Below are 19057 nucleotides of genomic sequence, written 5' to 3'. Positions count from 1 at the left end.
CTCCTCAGCGCCGCTCGGCTGGTGCCGGCAGGGTGAAACCGGACACGGAGCGGCGCATCTCGCTGGCCATCCGCGCCAGGTGGCGGATACTGTCGGCGGTGGCACCGGAGCCAGCGGAGGTCTGCGCGGTAATCTGCTGTATGACCGACATGGTGTGGGAAATCTGCCCGGCCGAAGAGGTCTGCAACTGGGCGGCGTCGGAGATACTGTGGATAAGTTCGGCGAGGTTCTGCGACACCCCTTCGATTTCGGCCAGCGCCACCCCGGCGTCCTGCGCCAGGCGTGCGCCACGCACGACCTCGGCGGTGGTCTGTTCCATGGAGATCACTGCCTCATTGGTATCGGCCTGAATGGTGCGTACCAGTGCCTCGATCTGCCGCGTCGCCGAAGACGAACGCTCAGCCAGGCGCTGGACTTCATCGGCCACCACGGCAAACCCACGACCGGCCTCCCCCGCCAGCGAGGCCTGGATGGCGGCATTCAGAGCGAGAATGTTGGTCTGGTCGGCAATGTCGTCGATCAGGCTCACGATGTCGCCGATTTCCTGGGAAGATTCACCCAGACGCTTGATCCGCTTGGCGGTGTCCTGAATCTGCTCGCGGATGTTGTCCATGCCGTTGATGGTGTTATGCACCACCTCGTTGCCCTTGTTGGCGATCGCCACCGAACGCTCGGCCACCTTGGCCGACTCGTAGGCATGCGCGGAAACCCGGTCGATCGATTCGACCATGTCGCCCACAGCCTCTGACGCCTCACTGATCTGCTCGGCCTGGTGCTCTGAGGCTTTAGCCAGCTGGCGGGCAGTGTTTTGCGTGTCCTGCACTGCGGCAGCCACTTGCTCGGCGCTGTGGTTGATGGTGGCCACCAGGTCGCGCAATTGGTCGACGGAATAGTTGATCGAATCGGCGATGGCACCGGTGAAGTCCTCGGTCACTGACACGGTCACGGTCAGGTCACCGTCGGCGAGCTCTTCGATCTCATCGAGCAGACGCATGATCGCTTGCTGATTGCGCTCATTTTTCTCGGCGGTTTCCTGCAGTTGACGATGGGTTGCCCGCACCATCACCAGGCCGATCAGGATGATCGAGGCCAGCGCCAACAGCCCCAGTACATAGCCACCGACGGTATCGAGGGTACGCCCGGCTGCCAGGTTCTCGAAGCCGTTGGCAAGGTGCGAGGCTTCGTCGAGCAAAGTTTGCGACAGGCTGAAAATGTTCCCGGCCGCTTCGCGAACGCGGAACAGCTCGGGCGAAGTTTCGAGGATTTCATCGACTGAACCGGCGACGAACTGGAACAGTTCGGCGATTTCGGCCAGACGCGCACGTGCGTCGGCATCCTCGACGCGTGTCACCTGAATCGCCGGGTTGCCGGCCAGCATGCCTTCGAGCACCTGACCAAACCGGCTGGCATCGCGGCCGAAGGCATCGGCGGCCTGGGCGGCTGCGTCGTCGCCAGCCAGCACCGTGTTGACCGACCCCAGAATGCGTTCTGCGAGCAGCAACTGGCGTTGGGCTACCACCACCTGGCTGGCCGGTGCCCCACTCTGCAGCAAGACCTCCACAACCTTTTCATACTCGACCTGCAGCTGCGGTACGGTTTCTGCCAGGGTCGCCGCCACCTGATGCAGCGATAGCACGGTCTGCTCGCTGGCCAGGATGATATCGGTGTCCTTGCGCAGGTTTTCCCAGTCCTGTCGCACCGCCTCCATTTCATCCTTCACGGCGGCGGGCGCCGCTGGCAGGCCAGTGGACTTGTCACCTTCGCGCAGGTAGCTCCAGCGCTGCTCGAAATCGTTGCGCGCATCCGAGAGCAGTTTGAAGGCCAACGCCTTGCCGGTAGCAGCCTCGGTGGCGTTCTTGGCGATGCGCTGCGACAGCACGCGCAACTCGCCGGCATGGCCGATGTACTGCTTGTCGTGATTGGACTGGGTGTTGAGGTACGCAAAATTGGCGAACAGCAGGATGATCGACAGGATCAGCACTACAAACAGCACAGTGATCTGAGCGATGCTGCGCGTGCGCGGGGTCATGCTGGTAGGGGCGACATTGGTGGCCGGCTTGTTCACGTTCGAATGTCCTATAGCGCCACGTCGAGAAAGCCCGGCGCCTGGGCCAGGGCGAAGGGGCTGAAGATGGCCCAGTTGCGCTCACGCGGGAAATGCCCCTGAACGAATCGTACAGCGGCGCGGATCAGCGGCTGTGGTGGCGAAAGCTCCAAGGTATCCAGGGCAAAATGCTGCAGGCCGAGCACTTCGTCCACCAGCAGGCCGACGAACAGGTCCTCATGGTCCAGCACCAGCACGCGTCGCTGCTTGCCCGATGCCGCAGGACCGAGGCCGAAAAAGCTGCTCAGGTCCATCACCGGCAACAACCTGCCGCGCAGATTGGCTACCCCGCAAACCCAAGGCTGCACGCCCGGCACCCGACTGCTGCGCGGCTCGCGCGACACTTCGGCCACCTCGCCCATCGGCGCGACGAACCACTGCCCGGCAACGCGAAAGCCGATACCGCTCCATTGCTGCAGGCGCGTGTCCTGCGGCGGCTGGTCGGCAACCAGCAGTCGGCATCGCCGGTCGATGTCCAGCAACAGCTCGAAGGCGGTCAGCGACGCGCCTTGGGGGCGGGTGGTCAAGCGCCCAGCACTTCGTTGAGCTTTGCGATCAGGGCGTGCTCTTCCACCGGCTTGGTGACGAAGCCGCGCGCACCCTGGCGCTGCGCCCAGATACGGTCGGTTTCCTGGTCCTTGGTGGTAACGATGAGCACAGGAATTGCGCTGGTTTCCGGGTCCTTGCTCAATTGCCGGGTGGCCTGGAAGCCGTTCATGCCGGGCATGACGATGTCCATCAGCACCGCGTCGGGCTTTTCCTGGCGGGCCAGGGCCACAGCGTCAGCGCCGTTGTTGGCCTTGAGCACTTGGTGGCCATGCTTTTCGAGCCACTCGGTCAATCTGTACATCTCTGTCGGCGAATCGTCGACAATCAGAACTCGGGCCATGCTGTTTCCCCATCAGGAAAATAAAGGCCACGCCACCTCGGGCGTGGTCAGGGTGCGTTTTGTTCGTGCGCGGCGAACCCGGGCACGTGGGCGCTGATAGCGTCGAGCAGTTCTTCCTTGCTGAATGGCTTGGTCAGGAACTGGTCGGAGCCGACCACCCGCCCGCGCGCCTTGTCGAACAGGCCATCGCGCGAAGACAGCAGGATGACCGGGATGTCCTTGAAGGCGCTGTTGTGCTTGATCACGGCGCAGGTCTGGTAGCCATCCAGGCGCGGCATGAGCACGTCGACGAAGATGATCTGCGGCTGGTGGTCAACGATCTTGGCCAAAGCATCGAAACCGTCGCTGGCGGTGATCACCTCGCAGCCTGCTTCACCGAGCAACATCTGCGCGGTGCGGCGGATCGTGCGTGAATCGTCGATCACCATCACCTTCAGGGGTTGTTCCATAAATGCCTACCAGAAGAAATTGAGCTGCAAGTTGCAAGCGCCACGGTGCAAGAAAAAACGGGCTGGCGCATGGCTGGCTTTTTCTTGAGGCTTGTAGCTTAAGGCTTGCAGCTCATTTTTAGCACACTCCGGGTGGCCATTCCATCTACCGCGCCCCTTGACCCGCAGCGTTCGCGGCGCCACCCTGAGCCACTTTATCTTTCGATTCGTCGCGGCTACCCGCCGCCAAGAGGAACCACCCCCATGAGCGTTCGCCTCGGCATTGTCATGGACCCCATCGCGTCCATCTCCTACAAGAAGGACAGCTCGCTGGCCATGCTGCTGGCCGCCCAGGCCCGTGGCTGGAGCCTGTTCTACATGGAACAGCGCGATCTGTACCAGGCCGAAGGCAAGGCCCGCGCGCGGATGCGCCCACTCAAAGTGTTCGCCGACCCGGCGCGCTGGTTCGAGCTGGGCGATGAGCAAGACAGCCCGCTGGCCGAACTGGACGTGATCCTGATGCGCAAGGACCCGCCGTTCGACATGGAGTTCGTTTACAGCACCTACCTGCTGGAGCAGGCCGAAGCCGAAGGCGTGCTGGTGGTCAACCGCCCACAGAGCCTGCGCGACTGTAACGAAAAACTGTTCGCCACCCTGTTCCCGCAATGCACGCCGCCTACCCTGGTCAGCCGCCGCCCGGACATCATTCGCGCCTTCGCCGCCCAGCATGGCGACGTGATTCTCAAGCCCCTGGACGGCATGGGTGGCACCTCGATCTTCCGCCACCGGGCTGGTGACCCCAACCTGTCGGTCATTCTCGAAACCCTGACCGCACTCGGCGCCCAGCAAATCATGGCCCAGGCCTACCTGCCGGCCATCAAGGACGGCGACAAGCGGATCCTGATGATCGACGGCGAACCGGTCGACTACTGCCTGGCGCGCATCCCGGCCAGCGGAGAGACACGCGGCAACCTGGCCGCCGGCGGCCGTGGCGAAGCACGCCCTCTGAGCGAGCGTGACCGCTGGATTGCCGCCCAGGTCGGCCCGACCCTGCGTGCAAAAGGCCTGCTGTTCGTCGGTCTTGACGTGATCGGCGACTACCTGACCGAGATCAACGTCACCAGCCCGACCTGCATCCGCGAGATCGACGCGGCTTACAACACCGATATCGGTGGCAAGCTGATGGATGCCATTGATCGCCAGTTGAAGGCGCGCTGACCGCCGACGCGGAGCAAAAGCGCAGAGTGGGGTATGATGCGCAGCCGCAAGCTTCAAGCTGCAAGCCGCAAAAAAGCCGGCCTGCACCAATCTGCTCTTACTTGCAGCTTGCGGCTTGTAGCTTGAAGCTGACTGTGGATACCTGATGACGCTGCCCGCCGACATCCCCGCCGACCTGCTTCCACCCCGCGTTCGCCCGGTGGACCGGCTTGGCTTTACCCTGTTCCTGGCTGCCCTGGTGCACCTGGCGCTGATCCTCGGCGTGGGCTTTACCGTGGTCAAGCCGGCTGAAATCCGCCAGACCATGGACATCACCCTGGCCACCTTCAAAAGCGAGAAGCCGCCCGAGAAGGCCGATTTCCAGGCCCAGGCCAACCAGCAAGGCAGTGGCACCCTGGAGAAGAAGGCGGTACCCACCACCACCGAGATCGCGCCGTTCCAAGACAGCAAGATCAACAAGGTCACCCCGCCGCCGGCGGCAAAGCCTGAGGTGAAACCGCCGCCTGCACCGCAAAAATCCGCCGTGGCCACCCAGGCGCCCAAGGCGCAGAAGGTCGAGCCCAAGCCGAAGGAAAGCAAGCCGCAGCCCAAACCGGCAGCAACGCCGGATTTCGACAGCTCGCAGCTGTCGAGCCAGATCGCCAGCCTTGAAGCCGAGCTGTCCAACGAACAGCAGATGTACGCCAAGCGCCCGCGCATTCACCGCCTGAACGCTGCCTCGACCATGCGCGACAAGGGCGCCTGGTACAAGGAGGAGTGGCGCAAGAAGGTCGAGCGGGTGGGCAACCTCAATTATCCCGACGAAGCACGCCGCCAGCAGATCTACGGCAACCTGCGGATGATGGTGTCGATCAACCGTGATGGATCGCTGTATGAAGTGCTGGTACTGGAGTCGTCCGGGCAGGCGGTGCTGGACCAGGCAGCCCAGCGCATCGTGCGGCTGGCGGCGCCGTTTGCGCCGTTTACCGGAGACCTGGCGGAATACGACCGACTGGAAATCATCCGTACCTGGCGGTTTGCCCGTGGAGATCGGCTTTCCAGTAACTGAGATGCAAGCTGCAAGAAAAAGCATGGTACTCACTGATCGCTTTTTCTTGTAGCTTGCAGCTTGTAGCTTAAAGCTTGAATGCCTTGTCAGCCTCGCCACCTGGCGCCACACTATCCCCCATGAAAACCCTCGCCCCGAGCTACCTCAAGCATCAGTTCCTGATCGCCATGCCGCACATGGCCGATCCGAACTTCGCCCAGACCCTCACGTACATCGTCGAGCACAACGCCAATGGCGCCATGGGCCTGGTGGTCAATCGACCTCAGGAGCTGAACCTGGCGGACATTCTCGAGCAGTTGCGCCCGGACGAGGAACCGCCGGCCAGCACCCTGCAGGTGCCGATCTACCAGGGTGGCCCGGTGCAGACCGACCGCGGCTTCGTACTGCACAGCAGCGAATGCAGCTACCAGGCCACTGTCGAGCTGCAGGGCCTGTCGTTGTCCACCTCGCAGGATGTGCTGTTCGCCATCGCCGAAGGTGTCGGGCCACAAAAGAGCCTGATCACCCTGGGCTATGCCGGCTGGGAAGCGGGGCAACTGGAGGCGGAACTCGCCGACAACGCCTGGCTGAACTGCCCGTTCGACCCAGACATCATTTTTGGCCTGGCCAGTGAACAGCGCCTGGGAGCCGCAGCCGCCAGTCTGGGCATCAACCTCAGCCTGCTGACCAGCCAGGCGGGCCACGCCTGATGGCCGAGCTGCGCCTGCTGCTGGGCTTCGACTACGGCAGCAAACAGATTGGCGTGGCCGTCGGCCAGGTAGTGACCGGTCAGGCACGTGAGCTGTGCACGCTCAAAGCGCAGAATGGCGTGCCGGACTGGGCCCAGGTGGAAAAGCTGATCAATGAGTGGAAGCCCGACGCCATCGTTGTCGGCCTGCCGCTGAACATGGACGGCACGCCAAGCGAAATGAGCGCCCGCGCCGAAAAGTTCGCCCGTCGCCTCAACGGCCGCTTCAACCTGCCGGTGCACACCCACGATGAACGCCTGACCACCTTCGAGGCCAAGGGTGAGCGCATGGCCCGTGGCGGCCAGCGCGGCAGCTACCGTGACAATCCGGTCGATGCCATCGCCGCGGCCCTGCTACTGCAAGGCTGGCTGGAGGCCAACACCTAATTTTCCGCTTTGCCGTCGCGCCAACCCGGCGCCCTCCTGGAGACACGCAATGAGCCTACCCAATCCCGCCGACCTGATCCGGCAGATGGCTGTCGACCTTCGCGCCCATCTCGCCCGCCGCGGCATCACCGAGCCGCGCTACATCGGCATCCGCACCGGCGGCGTCTGGGTAGCCCAGGCCCTGCAGCAGGAACTGGGCGATACCAGCCCACTGGGCACCCTGGACGTGTCGTTCTACCGCGACGACTTCAGCCAGAACGGCCTGCACCCGCAAGTGCGCCCGTCAGAGCTGCCGTTCGAGGTCGAAGGCCAGCACCTGGTACTGATCGACGACGTACTGATGAGCGGCCGCACCATTCGCGCCGCGCTCAACGAACTGTTCGATTACGGGCGCCCGGCCAGCGTGACCCTGGTCTGCCTGCTTGACCTGGACGCCGGCGAACTGCCGATCCGCCCTAACGTGCTGGGTGCAACCCTGTCACTGGCCGCCCATGAACGGGTAAAATTGACCGGCCCCGCACCGCTCGCACTTGAGCGCCAGGACCTCGCCACCGCTTCCGCCCTTTAAGAGTCCACTCGCGATGACGCCAATCGACGCCAAGCGCCCGCTGCAGCTCAATGATCAGGGCCAGCTGCGCCACTTCCTCTCGCTCGACGGTTTGCCCCGCGAACTGCTCACCGAGATCCTCGACACCGCCGACTCGTTCCTCGAAGTCGGCGCACGGGCCGTCAAGAAAGTCCCGTTGCTGCGCGGCAAGACCGTGTGCAACGTGTTCTTCGAAAACTCGACCCGCACCCGCACCACCTTCGAACTGGCCGCCCAGCGCCTGTCGGCCGACGTTATCAGCCTGAATGTGTCGACCTCCTCGACCAGCAAGGGCGAAACCCTGTTCGACACCTTGCGCAACCTCGAAGCCATGGCCGCCGACATGTTCGTCGTGCGCCACTCCGACTCGGGTGCCGCGCACTTCATCGCCGAGCATGTATGCCCGGATGTCGCGGTGATCAACGGCGGTGACGGCCGCCATGCGCACCCTACCCAAGGCATGCTCGACATGCTGACCATCCGCCGCCACAAAGGCAGCTTCGAGAACCTGTCCGTGGCGATCGTTGGCGATATCCTGCACTCGCGTGTGGCACGCTCCGACATGCTCGCGCTCAAGGCGCTGGGCTGCCCGGACATCCGCGTGATCGGCCCGAAAACCCTGATCCCGATCGGTATCGAGCAATACGGCGTGAAGGTCTACACCGACCTCACCGAAGGCCTGAAGGACGTCGATGTGGTGATCATGCTGCGCCTGCAGCGTGAACGCATGGCCGGCGGCCTGCTGCCCAGCGAGGGTGAGTTCTACCGCCTGTTCGGCCTGACCACCGCGCGCCTTGCCGGCGCCAAGCCGGACGCCATCGTCATGCACCCTGGACCGATCAACCGCGGCGTGGAGATCGAGTCGGCGGTGGCTGACGGCAAACATTCGGTGATCCTCAACCAGGTCACCTACGGCATCGCCGTGCGCATGGCGGTGCTGTCCATGGCCATGAGCGGGCAGAACACGCAACGTCAACTCGACCAGGAGAACGCCCAGTGACCCTCAGCATTCTTGGCGCCCGGGTCATCGACCCCAAGAGTGGCCTGGACCAAGTCACCGACCTGCACCTGGACGGTGGCCGCATTGCCGCCATCGGCGCGGCCCCGGCCGGCTTCAGCGCCAGCCGTACAATCCAGGCAAATGGCCTGATCGCCGCACCCGGCCTGGTCGACCTCGGCGTATCGCTGCGCGAGCCGGGTTACAGCCGCAAGGGCACCATTGCCAGTGAAACCCGTGCCGCCGTGGCCGGTGGCGTCACCAGCCTGTGCTGCCCACCGCAGACCAAGCCGGTGCTCGATACCTCGGCAGTGGCCGAGCTGATCCTCGACCGCGCCCGCGAAGCCGGCAACAGCAAGGTCTACCCCATCGGCGCCCTGACCAAGGGCCTGGAAGGCGAGCAACTGGCCGAACTGGTCGCCCTGCGTGACACCGGTTGCGTAGCCTTCGGCAACGGCCTGAAAGAAATCCCCAACAACCGTACCCTGGCCCGTGCCCTGGAATACGCTGCCACCTTCGACCTGACCGTGGTCTTCCACTCCCAGGACCGCGACCTGGCCCTGGGCGGCCTGGCCCATGAAGGCGCGATGGCCAGTTTCCTCGGCCTGCCCGGCATCCCGGAAACCGCCGAGACCGTGGCCCTGGCGCGCAATCTGCTGCTTGTAGAACAGGCCGGCGTACGTGCGCACTTCACACAGATCACCAGCGCCCGTGGCGCGCGGCTGATCGCCCAAGCCCAACAACTCGGCCTGCCGGTGACCGCCGATGTGGCGTTGTACCAGCTGATCCTCACCGACGAGTCGCTGCGGGAGTTCTCAAGCCTCTACCACGTGCAGCCGCCACTGCGTAGCGCCGCCGACCGCGATGGCTTGCGCGAAGCAGTCAGATCAGGTGTGATCCAGGCGATCTCCAGCCATCACCAGCCGCACGAGCGCGATGCCAAGCTGGCCCCGTTCGGTGCCACCGAGCCAGGTATCAGCAGCGTCGAGCTGCTGCTGCCATTGGCCATGACGCTGGTCGATGATGGCCTGCTCGACCTGCAGACCCTGCTCGCCCGCCTGACCAGCGGCCCGGCCGCTGCCATGCGCCTGCCGGCGGGTGAACTGAAGTTGGGTGGTGCGGCAGACCTGGTGCTGTTCGATGCCACGGCCTCGACGGTTGCCGGCGAACAGTGGTACTCGCGCGGCGACAACTGCCCGTTCATCGGCCACTGCCTGCCCGGCGCGGTGCGTTACACCGTGGTCGACGGGCACGTCTGCCACGAGGGCTGAGTAAGCAAACCGCTCGCTGTAGGAGCGGCCTTATGTCGCGAAAGGGGTGCGAAGCAGCCCCGGGAATTTCCGAATAGTGCCGGGATCTTGGGGCCGCTTTGCGGCCCTTTCGCGACACAAGGCCGCTCCTACAGCAACCGCGCCCCGCACAGGCTGATAGCAACCATTCATCCCCCTCGGTTGAAATCCTTCCCCCCACCCCCATATGAGTCAGCATCAGGCAATTTTGCCCCGCTGCGTGGAGACTCTCCCCTTGACCACCATCGTTTCTGTCCGCCGTCACGGCAAAGTCGTCATGGGCGGCGACGGCCAGGTATCTCTCGGCAACACCGTCATGAAAGGCAACGCCAAAAAGGTGCGGCGCCTTTACAACGGTGAGGTCATCGCCGGTTTCGCAGGCGCCACCGCCGACGCGTTCACCCTGTTCGAGCGCTTCGAAGCCCAACTGCAGAAACACTCCGGGCATTTGGTACGTGCCGCCGTTGAGCTGGCCAAAGAATGGCGTACCGACCGTTCCCTGAGCCGCCTGGAGGCCATGCTGGCCGTGGCCAACAAGGACGCATCGCTGATCATCACCGGCAACGGTGACGTGGTCGAGCCAGAGGACGGCCTGATCGCCATGGGCTCCGGCGGCGCCTACGCCCAGGCCGCGGCACGCGCCCTGTTGAACAAGACTGATCTTTCGGCCCGCGAAATCGCCGAAACCGCCCTGAACATCGCCGGTGACATTTGCGTGTTCACCAACCACAACCTGACCATCGAGGAGCAGGACCTGGCCGAGTGATCAGCTGTTCTGGCGCCCCGTCCCGGTGATGGGGCTTTTCCACGCTGATTCACTCCGCTCGAGGACCATTTTCATCATGTCCATGACCCCCCGCGAGATTGTCCACGAACTCAACCGCCACATCATCGGCCAGGACGACGCCAAGCGCGCCGTGGCCATCGCCCTGCGCAACCGCTGGCGGCGGATGCAGCTGCCAGCCGAGCTGCGTGCCGAGGTGACCCCGAAGAACATCCTGATGATCGGCCCCACCGGCGTCGGCAAGACCGAAATTGCCCGCCGCCTGGCCAAGCTGGCAAACGCACCATTCCTCAAGGTCGAGGCAACCAAGTTCACCGAGGTGGGCTACGTTGGCCGCGATGTCGAGTCGATCATCCGCGACCTGGCCGACGCCGCCATGAAGATGCTGCGTGAGCAAGAGATCATCCGCGTGCGCCACCGCGCCGAAGATGCCGCCGAAGACCGTATTCTCGACGCACTGCTGCCGCAAGCCCGGGTCACCAGCTTCAGCGAGGAAGCCGCGCAGACCAGCAGCGACTCCAATACTCGCCAGCTGTTCCGCAAGCGCCTGCGTGAAGGCCAGCTGGACGACAAGGAAATCGAAATCGAGGTGGCCGATGCCGTCGGCGTCGAAATCGCCGCGCCGCCAGGCATGGAAGAGATGACCAACCAGCTGCAGAGCCTGTTCGCCAACATGGGCAAGGGCAAGCGCAAGGCGCGCAAGCTCAAGGTCAAGGAAGCGTTGAAGATGGTTCGCGACGAAGAAGCGAGCCGCCTGGTCAACGATGATGACTTGAAGGCAAAGGCCCTGGAAGCGGTCGAGCAACACGGCATCGTGTTCATCGACGAAATCGACAAGGTGGCCAAGCGTGGCAACGTCGGCGGCGCTGATGTGTCCCGTGAAGGCGTGCAGCGCGACCTGCTGCCGCTGATCGAAGGCTGCACCGTCAACACCAAGCTGGGCATGGTCAAGACCGACCACATCCTGTTCATCGCCTCCGGCGCGTTCCACCTGAGCAAACCGAGCGACCTGGTCCCTGAGCTGCAAGGCCGCCTGCCGATTCGCGTGGAACTCAAGGCGCTGACCCCGGAAGACTTCGAGCGAATCCTGCAGGAGCCGCACGCTTCGCTGACCGAACAGTACCGAGAGCTGCTCAAGACCGAAGGGCTGAACATCGAGTTTAAAGCCGACGGTATCAAGCGCCTGGCCGAGATCGCCTACCAGGTCAACGAGAAGACCGAAAACATCGGTGCCCGCCGCCTGCACACCCTGCTCGAGCGCCTGCTCGAAGAGGTGTCGTTCAGTGCCGGCGACCTGGCCAGCGCACATGATGAAGCGCCGATCCAGATCGACGCAGCTTACGTGAACGGCCATCTGGGTGAGCTGGCGCAGAACGAAGACCTGTCGCGCTACATTCTGTAAGCGGCAAGCTGCAAGCTGCAAGCGACAAGCTGTTTGGCGTCGCTTGCAGCACTGCGTTCACATGATCGCTCCATGGTGGCTCCAATATCACTTCTTGCAGCTTGAAGCTTGAAGCTTGAAGCTTGAAGCTTGAAGCTTGTCGCTCAGAAGAGATTTAGACCATGGCCCGCATGCCCACCGCCATCAACCTGCATAAAGCCTCCAAGACCCTCAGCCTTACCTATGGCCCCGACGAGGTCTACCACCTGCCCGCAGAATTTCTGCGCGTGCACTCCCCCTCCGCCGAGGTCCAGGGCCACGGCAACCCCATCCTGCAATTCGGCAAAATCAATGTCGGCCTCAGCGGCCTTGAGCCCGCTGGCCAATATGCACTGAAACTGACCTTCGACGACGGCCATGACAGCGGTTTGTTCACCTGGGAATACCTGGAGCAGCTGTGCCTGCGGCAGGAACAACTCTGGGCCGAGTACCTCGATGAGTTGCACAAGGCCGGCAAATCCCGCGATCCTGCCGAAACAGTGGTCAAACTGATGCTCTAGCTCAAGCCTTCCACGCTTTAGAGCGCATTTTCTAATCTCATCTGCTTGAATGCCCTACAGACAGCTCATTCAAGGGCTGTCTTGCGCATTACATGAAAGTCGGGTAACCAATGGAGCTGGCAAGTTCCCTGCATTGCTTTGAAGGCAGTCAGGGCATGGCTGGTATGTAGAGGTCGCGAGCGAAAGCAGGCTGTCTTCACACGCAGATTCCCCCGCAGCTCATCGCCGATTGCATCCGGCCCGCAGCACCGCTGTTCCTTATCACTGGTCACCCGAGTAGCAGTACCGGGCTGTCGACTGTGCATTTGCCACAGCAAACCGGTACTCGTCTCAGGACAACGGAGCGTCGTAGATGAGTAACAAGAACAACGATGAGTTGCAGCGGCAAGCCTCGGACAACACCCTGGGCCTGAACCCGGTCATCGGCATCCGCCGCAAGGACCTGCTGAGCTCTGCGCGTACCGTGCTGCGCCAGGCCATGCGCCAGCCGCTGCACAGCGCCAAACACGTGGCACATTTCGGCCTGGAGCTGAAAAACGTGCTGCTGGGCAAGTCCAGCCTCGCCCCCGAGGGCGACGACCGTCGCTTCCAGGACCCGGCCTGGAGCAAGAACCCGCTGTACCGCCGCTACCTGCAAACCTATCTGGCCTGGCGCAAGGAGCTGCAGGACTGGATCGGCAACAGCGACCTGTCGCCCCAGGACATCAGCCGCGGGCAATTCGTCATCAACCTGATGACCGAAGCCATGGCGCCGACCAATACCCTATCCAACCCGGCGGCGGTCAAACGCTTCTTCGAAACTGGCGGCAAGAGCCTGCTCGACGGCCTGTCCAACCTGGCCAAGGACATGGTCAACAACGGCGGCATGCCCAGCCAGGTCAATATGGACGCCTTCGAAGTGGGCAAGAACCTCGGCACCAGCGAAGGCGCCGTGGTGTACCGCAACGACGTGCTGGAGCTGATCCAGTACAGCCCAATAACCGAGCAGGTACACACCCGCCCGTTGCTCGTGGTGCCGCCACAGATCAACAAGTTCTACGTCTTCGACCTAAGCCCGGAAAAAAGCCTGGCGCGCTTCTGCCTGCGCTCGCATCAGCAGACCTTCATCATCAGCTGGCGCAACCCGACCAAAGCCCAGCGTGAGTGGGGCCTGTCGACTTACATCGACGCGCTCAAGGAAGCGGTCGACGCGGTCCTGGCGATTACCGGCAGCAAGGACCTGAACATGCTCGGTGCCTGCTCTGGCGGCATCACCTGCACCGCACTGGTTGGCCACTACGCCGCGCTGGGCGAGAAGAAGGTGAATGCCCTGACCCTGCTGGTCAGCGTGCTGGACACCACCCTGGATACCCAGGTCGCATTGTTCGTTGACGAGCAGACCCTCGAGTCGGCCAAGCGTCACTCCTACCAGGCAGGCGTGCTCGAAGGCAGCGACATGGCCAAAGTGTTCGCCTGGATGCGCCCCAACGACCTGATCTGGAACTACTGGGTCAACAACTACCTGCTCGGCAACGAGCCGCCGGTGTTCGACATCCTGTTCTGGAATAACGACACCACGCGCCTGCCGGCGGCCTTCCACGGCGACCTGATCGAGATGTTCAAGAACAATCCGTTGACCCGCGCCGATGCACTGGAAGTGTGCGGGACCGCCATCGACCTGAAAAAGGTCAAGTGCGACATCTTCAGTGTAGCCGGCACCGCAGACCATATTACCCCGTGGCAATCGTGCTACCGCTCGGCGCACCTGTTTGGCGGCAAGATCGAGTTTGTCCTGTCCAACAGCGGCCACATCCAGAGCATCCTCAACCCGCCCGGTAACCCAAAAGCGCGTTTCCTGACCGGTGCAGACCGCCCCGGCGACGCGTTGGCCTGGCAAGAGAACGCAGACAAGCATGCCGACTCCTGGTGGCTGTATTGGCAGACATGGCTGAGCGAGCGCGCCGGCGACCTGAAAAAGGCGCCGGCCCGTTTGGGCAACCGTGCCTATGCCGCAGGTGAAGCCGCACCGGGAACTTACGTTCACGAACGTTGAGTTGTAACGCCGTACCTGCCCAAGGGCAGGCCACGGCGCTTCATTCACCACAGAGTCATGCGCATGTCGTCACACTACATATTCCGGACCGTCGAGCTGGACGACCAGTCCATCCGCACTGCCGTGCGCCCAGGCAAGCCGCACCTGACGCCGCTGTTGATTTTCAATGGCATCGGCGCCAACCTGGAGCTGGTGTTCCCGTTCATCGAAGCGCTGGACCCGGACCTCGAAGTCATTGCCTTCGACGTGCCAGGCGTGGGTGGCTCCTCCACCCCCCGCCACCCCTATCGCTTCCCCGGCCTGGCCAAGCTGACCGCACGCATGCTCGACTACCTGGACTACGGCCAGGTCAACGTGATCGGGGTGTCCTGGGGCGGCGCCCTGGCCCAGCAGTTCGCCCATGACTACCCTGAGCGCTGCAAGAAGCTGGTACTGGCCGCCACCGCCGCCGGTGCATTCATGGTACCGGGCAAGCCACAGGTGTTGTGGAACATGGCCAGCCCCCGGCGTTACATCCAGCCCTCACATGTGATCCGTATCGCTCCGCTGATCTATGGCGGCGCCTTTCGCCGCGACCCTGACCTTGCCATGCACCATGCCTCCAAGGTGCGCTCCGGCGGCAAGCTGGGCTACTACTGGCAGTTGTTCGCCGGGCTGGGCTGGACCAGCATCCACTGGCTGCACAAGATCCAGCAGCCCACCCTGGTACTGGCCGGCGACGACGATCCGCTGATCCCACTGATCAACATGCGCTTGCTGGCCTGGCGAATTCCCAATGCCCAGCTACATATTATCGACGACGGTCATTTGTTCCTGATCACCCGGGCTGAGGCCGTCGCCCCTATCATCATGAAGTTCCTCGAGCAAGAACGTCAGCGCGCGGTCATGCACCCCCGCCCGGCCTCCGGCGGCTAGGGTGCTGTTTGCTGTTGTTCTGTCCCGACCGTGGCCTGACGAAGGAGTGCTGCCATGAAAGACAAACCGGCCAAAGGAACGACAACGCTCCCCGCCATGAGCATGAACGCACAGAACGCGATCGTCGGCCTGCGCGGCCGCGATCTGATTTCCACGCTGCGCAATGTTGGCCGCCATGGTTTGCTCAACCCGTTGCATACCGCACGCCACCTGCTCGCCCTGAGCGGCCAGCTGGGTCGCGTGATGCTCGGCGACACGCCCTACTCGCCAAGCCCGCGGGATGCGCGCTTCAGCGATCCTACATGGAGCCAGAACCCGTTTTACCGCCGTGGCCTGCAGGCCTATCTGGCCTGGCAGAAGCAGACCCGCCTGTGGATAGATGAAAGCCACCTGGACGACGATGACCGGGCCCGTGCGCATTTCCTGTTCAACCAGATCAACGACGCCCTGGCACCGAGCAACTCGTTGCTCAATCCGTTGGCGGTCAAGGAACTGCTCAATACCGGCGGGCAGAGCCTGGTGCGCGGCGTGGCACACCTGCTCGATGACCTGCGCCACAACGACGGCCTGCCGCGCCAGGTGGATGAGCGGGCCTTCGAAGTGGGCGGCAACTTGGCAGCAACTCCGGGCGCGGTGGTGTTTCGCAACGAGATGCTGGAGTTGATCCAGTACAAGCCGATGAGTGAAAAACAGCACGCTCGGCCTGTGCTGGTAGTGCCACCCCAGATCAACAAGTTCTATATCTTCGACATGCAGGCGAACAACAGCTTCGTCCAGTACATGCTCAAGAACGGTTTGCAAGTGTTCATGGTCAGCTGGCGCAACCCCGACCCACGCCACCGCGAATGGGGCCTGTCCAGCTACGTGGAGGCGCTTGAAGAGGCACTCAACGCCTGCCGCAGCATCAGCGGCAACCGCGACCCCAACCTGATGGGGGCCTGCGCCGGCGGCCTGACCATGGCCGCGCTGCAGGGCCACCTGCAAGCCAAGCACCAACTGCGCCGGGTGCGCAGCGCCACCTACCTGGTCAGCTTGCTCGACAGCAAGTTCGACAGCCCCGCCAGCCTGTTCGCCGACGAGCAGACCATCGAAGCGGCCAAGCGCCGCTCTTATCAGCGCGGGGTACTGGATGGCAGCGAAGTGGCGCGTATCTTCGCCTGGATGCGGCCCAATGACCTGATCTGGAACTACTGGGTCAACAATTACCTGCTGGGCAAAACGCCCCCTGCTTTCGACATCCTCTACTGGAACGCCGACAGTACGCGCCTACCGGCTGCCCTGCATGGCGAACTGCTGGACTTCTTCAAGCTCAACCCGCTCACCCACCCCGCCGGGCTGGAAGTCTGCGGCACGCCCATCGACCTCAAGCAGGTCAACCTCGACAGCTTTACCGTGGCCGGCAGCAATGACCACATCACTCCATGGGATGCCGTGTACCGTTCGGCCCTGCTGTTGGGCGGCGAGCGACGGTTCGTGCTGGCCAACAGCGGGCACATCCAGAGCATCATCAACCCGCCCGGAAACCCCAAGGCCTACTACCTGGACAACCCCAGGCTATCGAGCGACCCGCGGGCCTGGTTCCACGATGCCAAGCGCAACGACGGCAGCTGGTGGCCCCTGTGGCTGGAGTGGATAACGCCACGTTCCGGTCCGCTCAAGGCGCCGAGGGTGGAGCTGGGCAACGCAACCTACCCACCGCTGGGCCCCGCGCCAGGCACCTATGTCCTGACCCGATGAGCACAACGACTGGATGAAGACCCGCGACCGTATTCTCGAATGCGCCCTGCAGCTGTTCAACCAGCAGGGCGAGCCCAACGTTTCGACCCTTGAGATTGCCAACGAGCTGGGCATCAGCCCTGGCAACCTGTATTACCACTTCCACGGCAAGGAGCCTTTGATAATCGGCCTGTTCGAGCGCTTCGAAGAAGCGCTTATGCCGCTGCTGGACCCGCCGCTGGAAGTGCGCCTGGATGCCGAGGACTACTGGCTGTTTCTGCACCTGATTGTCGAACGCATGGCCCAGTACCGCTTCCTGTTCCAGGATCTGTCGAACCTGACCGGTCGCCTGCCCAAGCTGGCGCGGGGCATGCGCAGCCTGATCAATGCGCTCAAGCGCACACTGGCGGCATTGCTGGCCAGCCTCAAGGGCCAGGGCCAGGTAGTCAGTGAGACGCAGGCACTGGGGCAACTGGTGGAACAGATCACCCTGACGCTCATGTTTTCGCTGGATTACCAGCGCGTACTGGGCCGCGAAGGGGATGTAGGGATCGTGGTGTATCAGGTGATGATGCTGGTGGCGCCGCATCTGCAGGCGCCTGCGCGGGAGGCGGCGGAGCAGTTGGCGGTGCGGTATCTGGAGGGGTAGATAGCTTACAAGGTGCTGCAGCTGGCCCCATCGCCGGCAAGCCGGCTCCCATACCTACCCTGCTGACATTGAAACCAGCGGGGTACCTGTGGGAGCCGGCTTGCCGGCGATGAGGGCAACCCGGTGTCAGGCTTCAGCGCTCACCGGTGCCGACGGCGTGCTGCTTGCCGGTGCCGCGCTTGGCGACGGCGCTGCGGTAGCGGCCGGTGTGGCGCTGGCCGCTGGGGCTGCCGGTTTGCCGGCGGAGGGTTTGGCCGGCGCTTTTTTCACGGCGGGCTTCTTCGCTGCAGCGGGTTTGGCTGCAGGCTTGGCGGCAACGGGCTTGGCTGCAGGTTTCGCTGCTGGCTTGGCAGCAGCAGTCTTGGCCGCAGGTTTCGCTGCCGCGGTTTTCGCCGCAGGCTTCGCTGCTGCCTTGGCCAGCGGTTTGGCCGCAGTCTTGCTGGCTGCCGGCTTGGCTGCAGCAGCGCGCGACGAGACCGGCGTGACCGATGCGCCGGTCAGCTTCTCGATCTGCTTGGTCAGGCTATCGACCTGCTGGTGCAGGGCCTTGATCTCGTTCCGGCTTGGCACGCCAAGGCGTGAGATAGCGCTGTTCAGGCGTTTGTCGAAGGCTTCTTCGAGCTCGCTCCACTTGCCCAGTGCGCGATCTTTCACGCCGGAAACACGCGAAGTGGTCGAGGCCTTGGCGTTATCGGCGACATCCTCGGCGGTTTTCTTCGCCTGCTTCTCGGCCTTCTCGCCATCTTTCACCAGCGAGTCGAACAGCTTCGGGCCGTCCTGGTCGATCTTCGAATAGATACCCAGCCCTGCCAGCCAGATCTTGCGGGAGTACTTCTCGATCCCGCCGACCCAGGAGCTGCCGTCTTTGTCGGAATTCTTCTTGCCAGCCATCCTGCTCTCCTTATGGTTTGTGCGCGACGCGCTCGAGCAGCTCATGCAGCTGTTCAAGCTTGATGGACAACGCCTCAACGTCATGTTTAGACGGAATGCCGAGGCGATTCAAGGCGCGACCGACCCGTGCGTCGAAAGCCTTCTCGATCTTGTCGAGCTGAACTTCGACCTTGCCACGTACGCGGCTGACTTCCTCGGCCGCTTCGTCGATCTGGGTGTTGGCGGCATCGAGTTCTTTATCGATGCGCTTCTTGCCACGTTTCTCGACCCCTTCACCGGCTTTTACCAGCTCCTGAAAGTAATCCGAACCCTCCTGGCCAACACGGGCGTAAGCGCCGATGCCAGCCAGCCAGATCTTGCGCGCGTAGCCGCGCACCTCGCCCAGCGTGCTTTGGGCGTCATCCTTTTTCTTCACATTCACTTTGGCCATGCTCTGTACCTCATGCTCATGAGTGG

At 63.1% G+C, this 19057-nt stretch carries 20 protein-coding genes; 14 read left to right on the top strand and 6 right to left on the bottom strand.

The window, feature by feature from the left end; translation table 11 throughout:
* Window positions 1-4: 4 nt before the first annotated feature.
* The 4 genes from JET17_RS02375 to JET17_RS02360 are packed head-to-tail and all read right to left on the bottom strand — an operon-like array spanning window position 5 to window position 3442.
* Window positions 5-2029 (bottom strand): methyl-accepting chemotaxis protein, encoded by a 2025-nt coding sequence (locus JET17_RS02375; RefSeq protein WP_218176341.1) that lies wholly within the window; start codon window positions 2027-2029, stop codon window positions 5-7.
* 47 nt (window positions 2030-2076) lie between these two features.
* Window positions 2077-2631 carry a chemotaxis protein CheW gene (locus tag JET17_RS02370; RefSeq protein ID WP_012312416.1) on the bottom strand — a complete coding sequence of 185 codons (555 nt, stop codon included), beginning with the start codon at window positions 2629-2631 and terminating at the stop codon, window positions 2077-2079.
* Window positions 2628-2993 carry a twitching motility response regulator PilH gene (gene pilH, locus JET17_RS02365; RefSeq protein ID WP_012312415.1) on the bottom strand — a complete coding sequence of 122 codons (366 nt, stop codon included), beginning with the start codon at window positions 2991-2993 and terminating at the stop codon, window positions 2628-2630. Before pilH ends, JET17_RS02370 begins: the two co-directional genes overlap by 4 nt.
* Before the next feature lie 47 nt (window positions 2994-3040).
* A complete protein-coding gene (locus tag JET17_RS02360) occupies window positions 3041-3442 on the bottom strand; it encodes a response regulator (RefSeq protein ID WP_012312414.1) in 402 nt (133 codons plus the stop codon).
* A 243-nt stretch (window positions 3443-3685) separates the two neighbouring features.
* On the opposite strand from JET17_RS02360, the gene gshB reads away from it, so the two are divergent.
* From gshB to JET17_RS02290, 14 genes are all read left to right on the top strand, one after another.
* A complete protein-coding gene (gshB, locus tag JET17_RS02355; RefSeq protein ID WP_012312413.1) occupies window positions 3686-4639 on the top strand; it encodes a glutathione synthase in 954 nt (317 codons plus the stop codon).
* A 145-nt stretch (window positions 4640-4784) separates the two neighbouring features.
* Complete coding sequence (locus tag JET17_RS02350; protein WP_012312412.1) at window positions 4785-5687, top strand: energy transducer TonB; 903 nt, start codon at window positions 4785-4787, stop codon at window positions 5685-5687.
* Between the two features lie 119 nt (window positions 5688-5806).
* The gene (locus JET17_RS02345) at window positions 5807-6376 is read left to right on the top strand and encodes a YqgE/AlgH family protein (RefSeq protein ID WP_012312411.1); all 570 of its coding nucleotides are present in this window, start codon (window positions 5807-5809) and stop codon (window positions 6374-6376) included.
* Entirely contained in the window at window positions 6376-6801 is a 426-nt protein-coding gene (ruvX, locus tag JET17_RS02340) for a Holliday junction resolvase RuvX (protein ID WP_012312410.1), read from the top strand. The genes JET17_RS02345 and ruvX overlap by 1 nt, the downstream gene beginning before the upstream one ends.
* 49 nt (window positions 6802-6850) lie before the next feature.
* The gene (gene pyrR / locus JET17_RS02335) at window positions 6851-7369 is read left to right on the top strand and encodes a bifunctional pyr operon transcriptional regulator/uracil phosphoribosyltransferase PyrR (protein WP_012312409.1); all 519 of its coding nucleotides are present in this window, start codon (window positions 6851-6853) and stop codon (window positions 7367-7369) included.
* A gap of 13 nt (window positions 7370-7382) precedes the next feature.
* Entirely contained in the window at window positions 7383-8387 is a 1005-nt protein-coding gene (locus tag JET17_RS02330) for an aspartate carbamoyltransferase catalytic subunit (RefSeq protein ID WP_012312408.1), read from the top strand.
* Window positions 8384-9655 carry a dihydroorotase gene (locus JET17_RS02325; protein ID WP_012312407.1) on the top strand — a complete coding sequence of 424 codons (1272 nt, stop codon included), beginning with the start codon at window positions 8384-8386 and terminating at the stop codon, window positions 9653-9655. The genes JET17_RS02330 and JET17_RS02325 overlap by 4 nt, the downstream gene beginning before the upstream one ends.
* Window positions 9656-9908: 253 nt before the next feature.
* On the top strand, window positions 9909-10439 hold the full coding sequence (gene hslV, locus JET17_RS02320) for an ATP-dependent protease subunit HslV (RefSeq protein ID WP_012312406.1): 531 nt from the start codon (window positions 9909-9911) through the stop codon (window positions 10437-10439).
* 76 nt (window positions 10440-10515) lie between these two features.
* Window positions 10516-11859 carry an ATP-dependent protease ATPase subunit HslU gene (hslU, locus tag JET17_RS02315; RefSeq protein ID WP_012312405.1) on the top strand — a complete coding sequence of 448 codons (1344 nt, stop codon included), beginning with the start codon at window positions 10516-10518 and terminating at the stop codon, window positions 11857-11859.
* A 161-nt stretch (window positions 11860-12020) separates the two neighbouring features.
* The gene (locus tag JET17_RS02310) at window positions 12021-12398 is read left to right on the top strand and encodes a gamma-butyrobetaine hydroxylase-like domain-containing protein (RefSeq protein ID WP_012312404.1); all 378 of its coding nucleotides are present in this window, start codon (window positions 12021-12023) and stop codon (window positions 12396-12398) included.
* Window positions 12399-12750: 352 nt separating this feature from the next.
* A complete protein-coding gene (gene phaC / locus JET17_RS02305; RefSeq protein ID WP_012312403.1) occupies window positions 12751-14430 on the top strand; it encodes a class II poly(R)-hydroxyalkanoic acid synthase in 1680 nt (559 codons plus the stop codon).
* A 63-nt stretch (window positions 14431-14493) separates the two neighbouring features.
* Complete coding sequence (phaZ, locus tag JET17_RS02300) at window positions 14494-15345, top strand: poly(3-hydroxyalkanoate) depolymerase (protein ID WP_042111097.1); 852 nt, start codon at window positions 14494-14496, stop codon at window positions 15343-15345.
* Between the two features lie 54 nt (window positions 15346-15399).
* Complete coding sequence (gene phaC, locus JET17_RS02295) at window positions 15400-17082, top strand: class II poly(R)-hydroxyalkanoic acid synthase (RefSeq protein WP_012312401.1); 1683 nt, start codon at window positions 15400-15402, stop codon at window positions 17080-17082.
* 13 nt (window positions 17083-17095) lie between these two features.
* Window positions 17096-17710: a TetR/AcrR family transcriptional regulator gene (locus JET17_RS02290; RefSeq protein WP_012312400.1), complete on the top strand. Its 615-nt coding sequence runs from the start codon at window positions 17096-17098 to the stop codon at window positions 17708-17710.
* Window positions 17711-17836: 126 nt separating this feature from the next.
* On the opposite strand, the gene JET17_RS02285 is transcribed toward JET17_RS02290, so the two are convergent.
* Entirely contained in the window at window positions 17837-18601 is a 765-nt protein-coding gene (locus JET17_RS02285) for a phasin family protein (protein ID WP_012312399.1), read from the bottom strand.
* A gap of 10 nt (window positions 18602-18611) precedes the next feature.
* Window positions 18612-19031: a phasin family protein gene (locus tag JET17_RS02280; RefSeq protein WP_012312398.1), complete on the bottom strand. Its 420-nt coding sequence runs from the start codon at window positions 19029-19031 to the stop codon at window positions 18612-18614.
* Window positions 19032-19057 lie beyond the last annotated feature (26 nt).

Origin of the sequence: Pseudomonas putida, from assembly GCF_016406145.1 — a bacterium.
Lineage (GTDB): Bacteria > Pseudomonadota > Gammaproteobacteria > Pseudomonadales > Pseudomonadaceae > Aquipseudomonas > Aquipseudomonas putida_E.
Note: the sequence above shows the minus strand (reverse complement) of the source record. Positions and strands in the feature narration are given on the sequence as shown.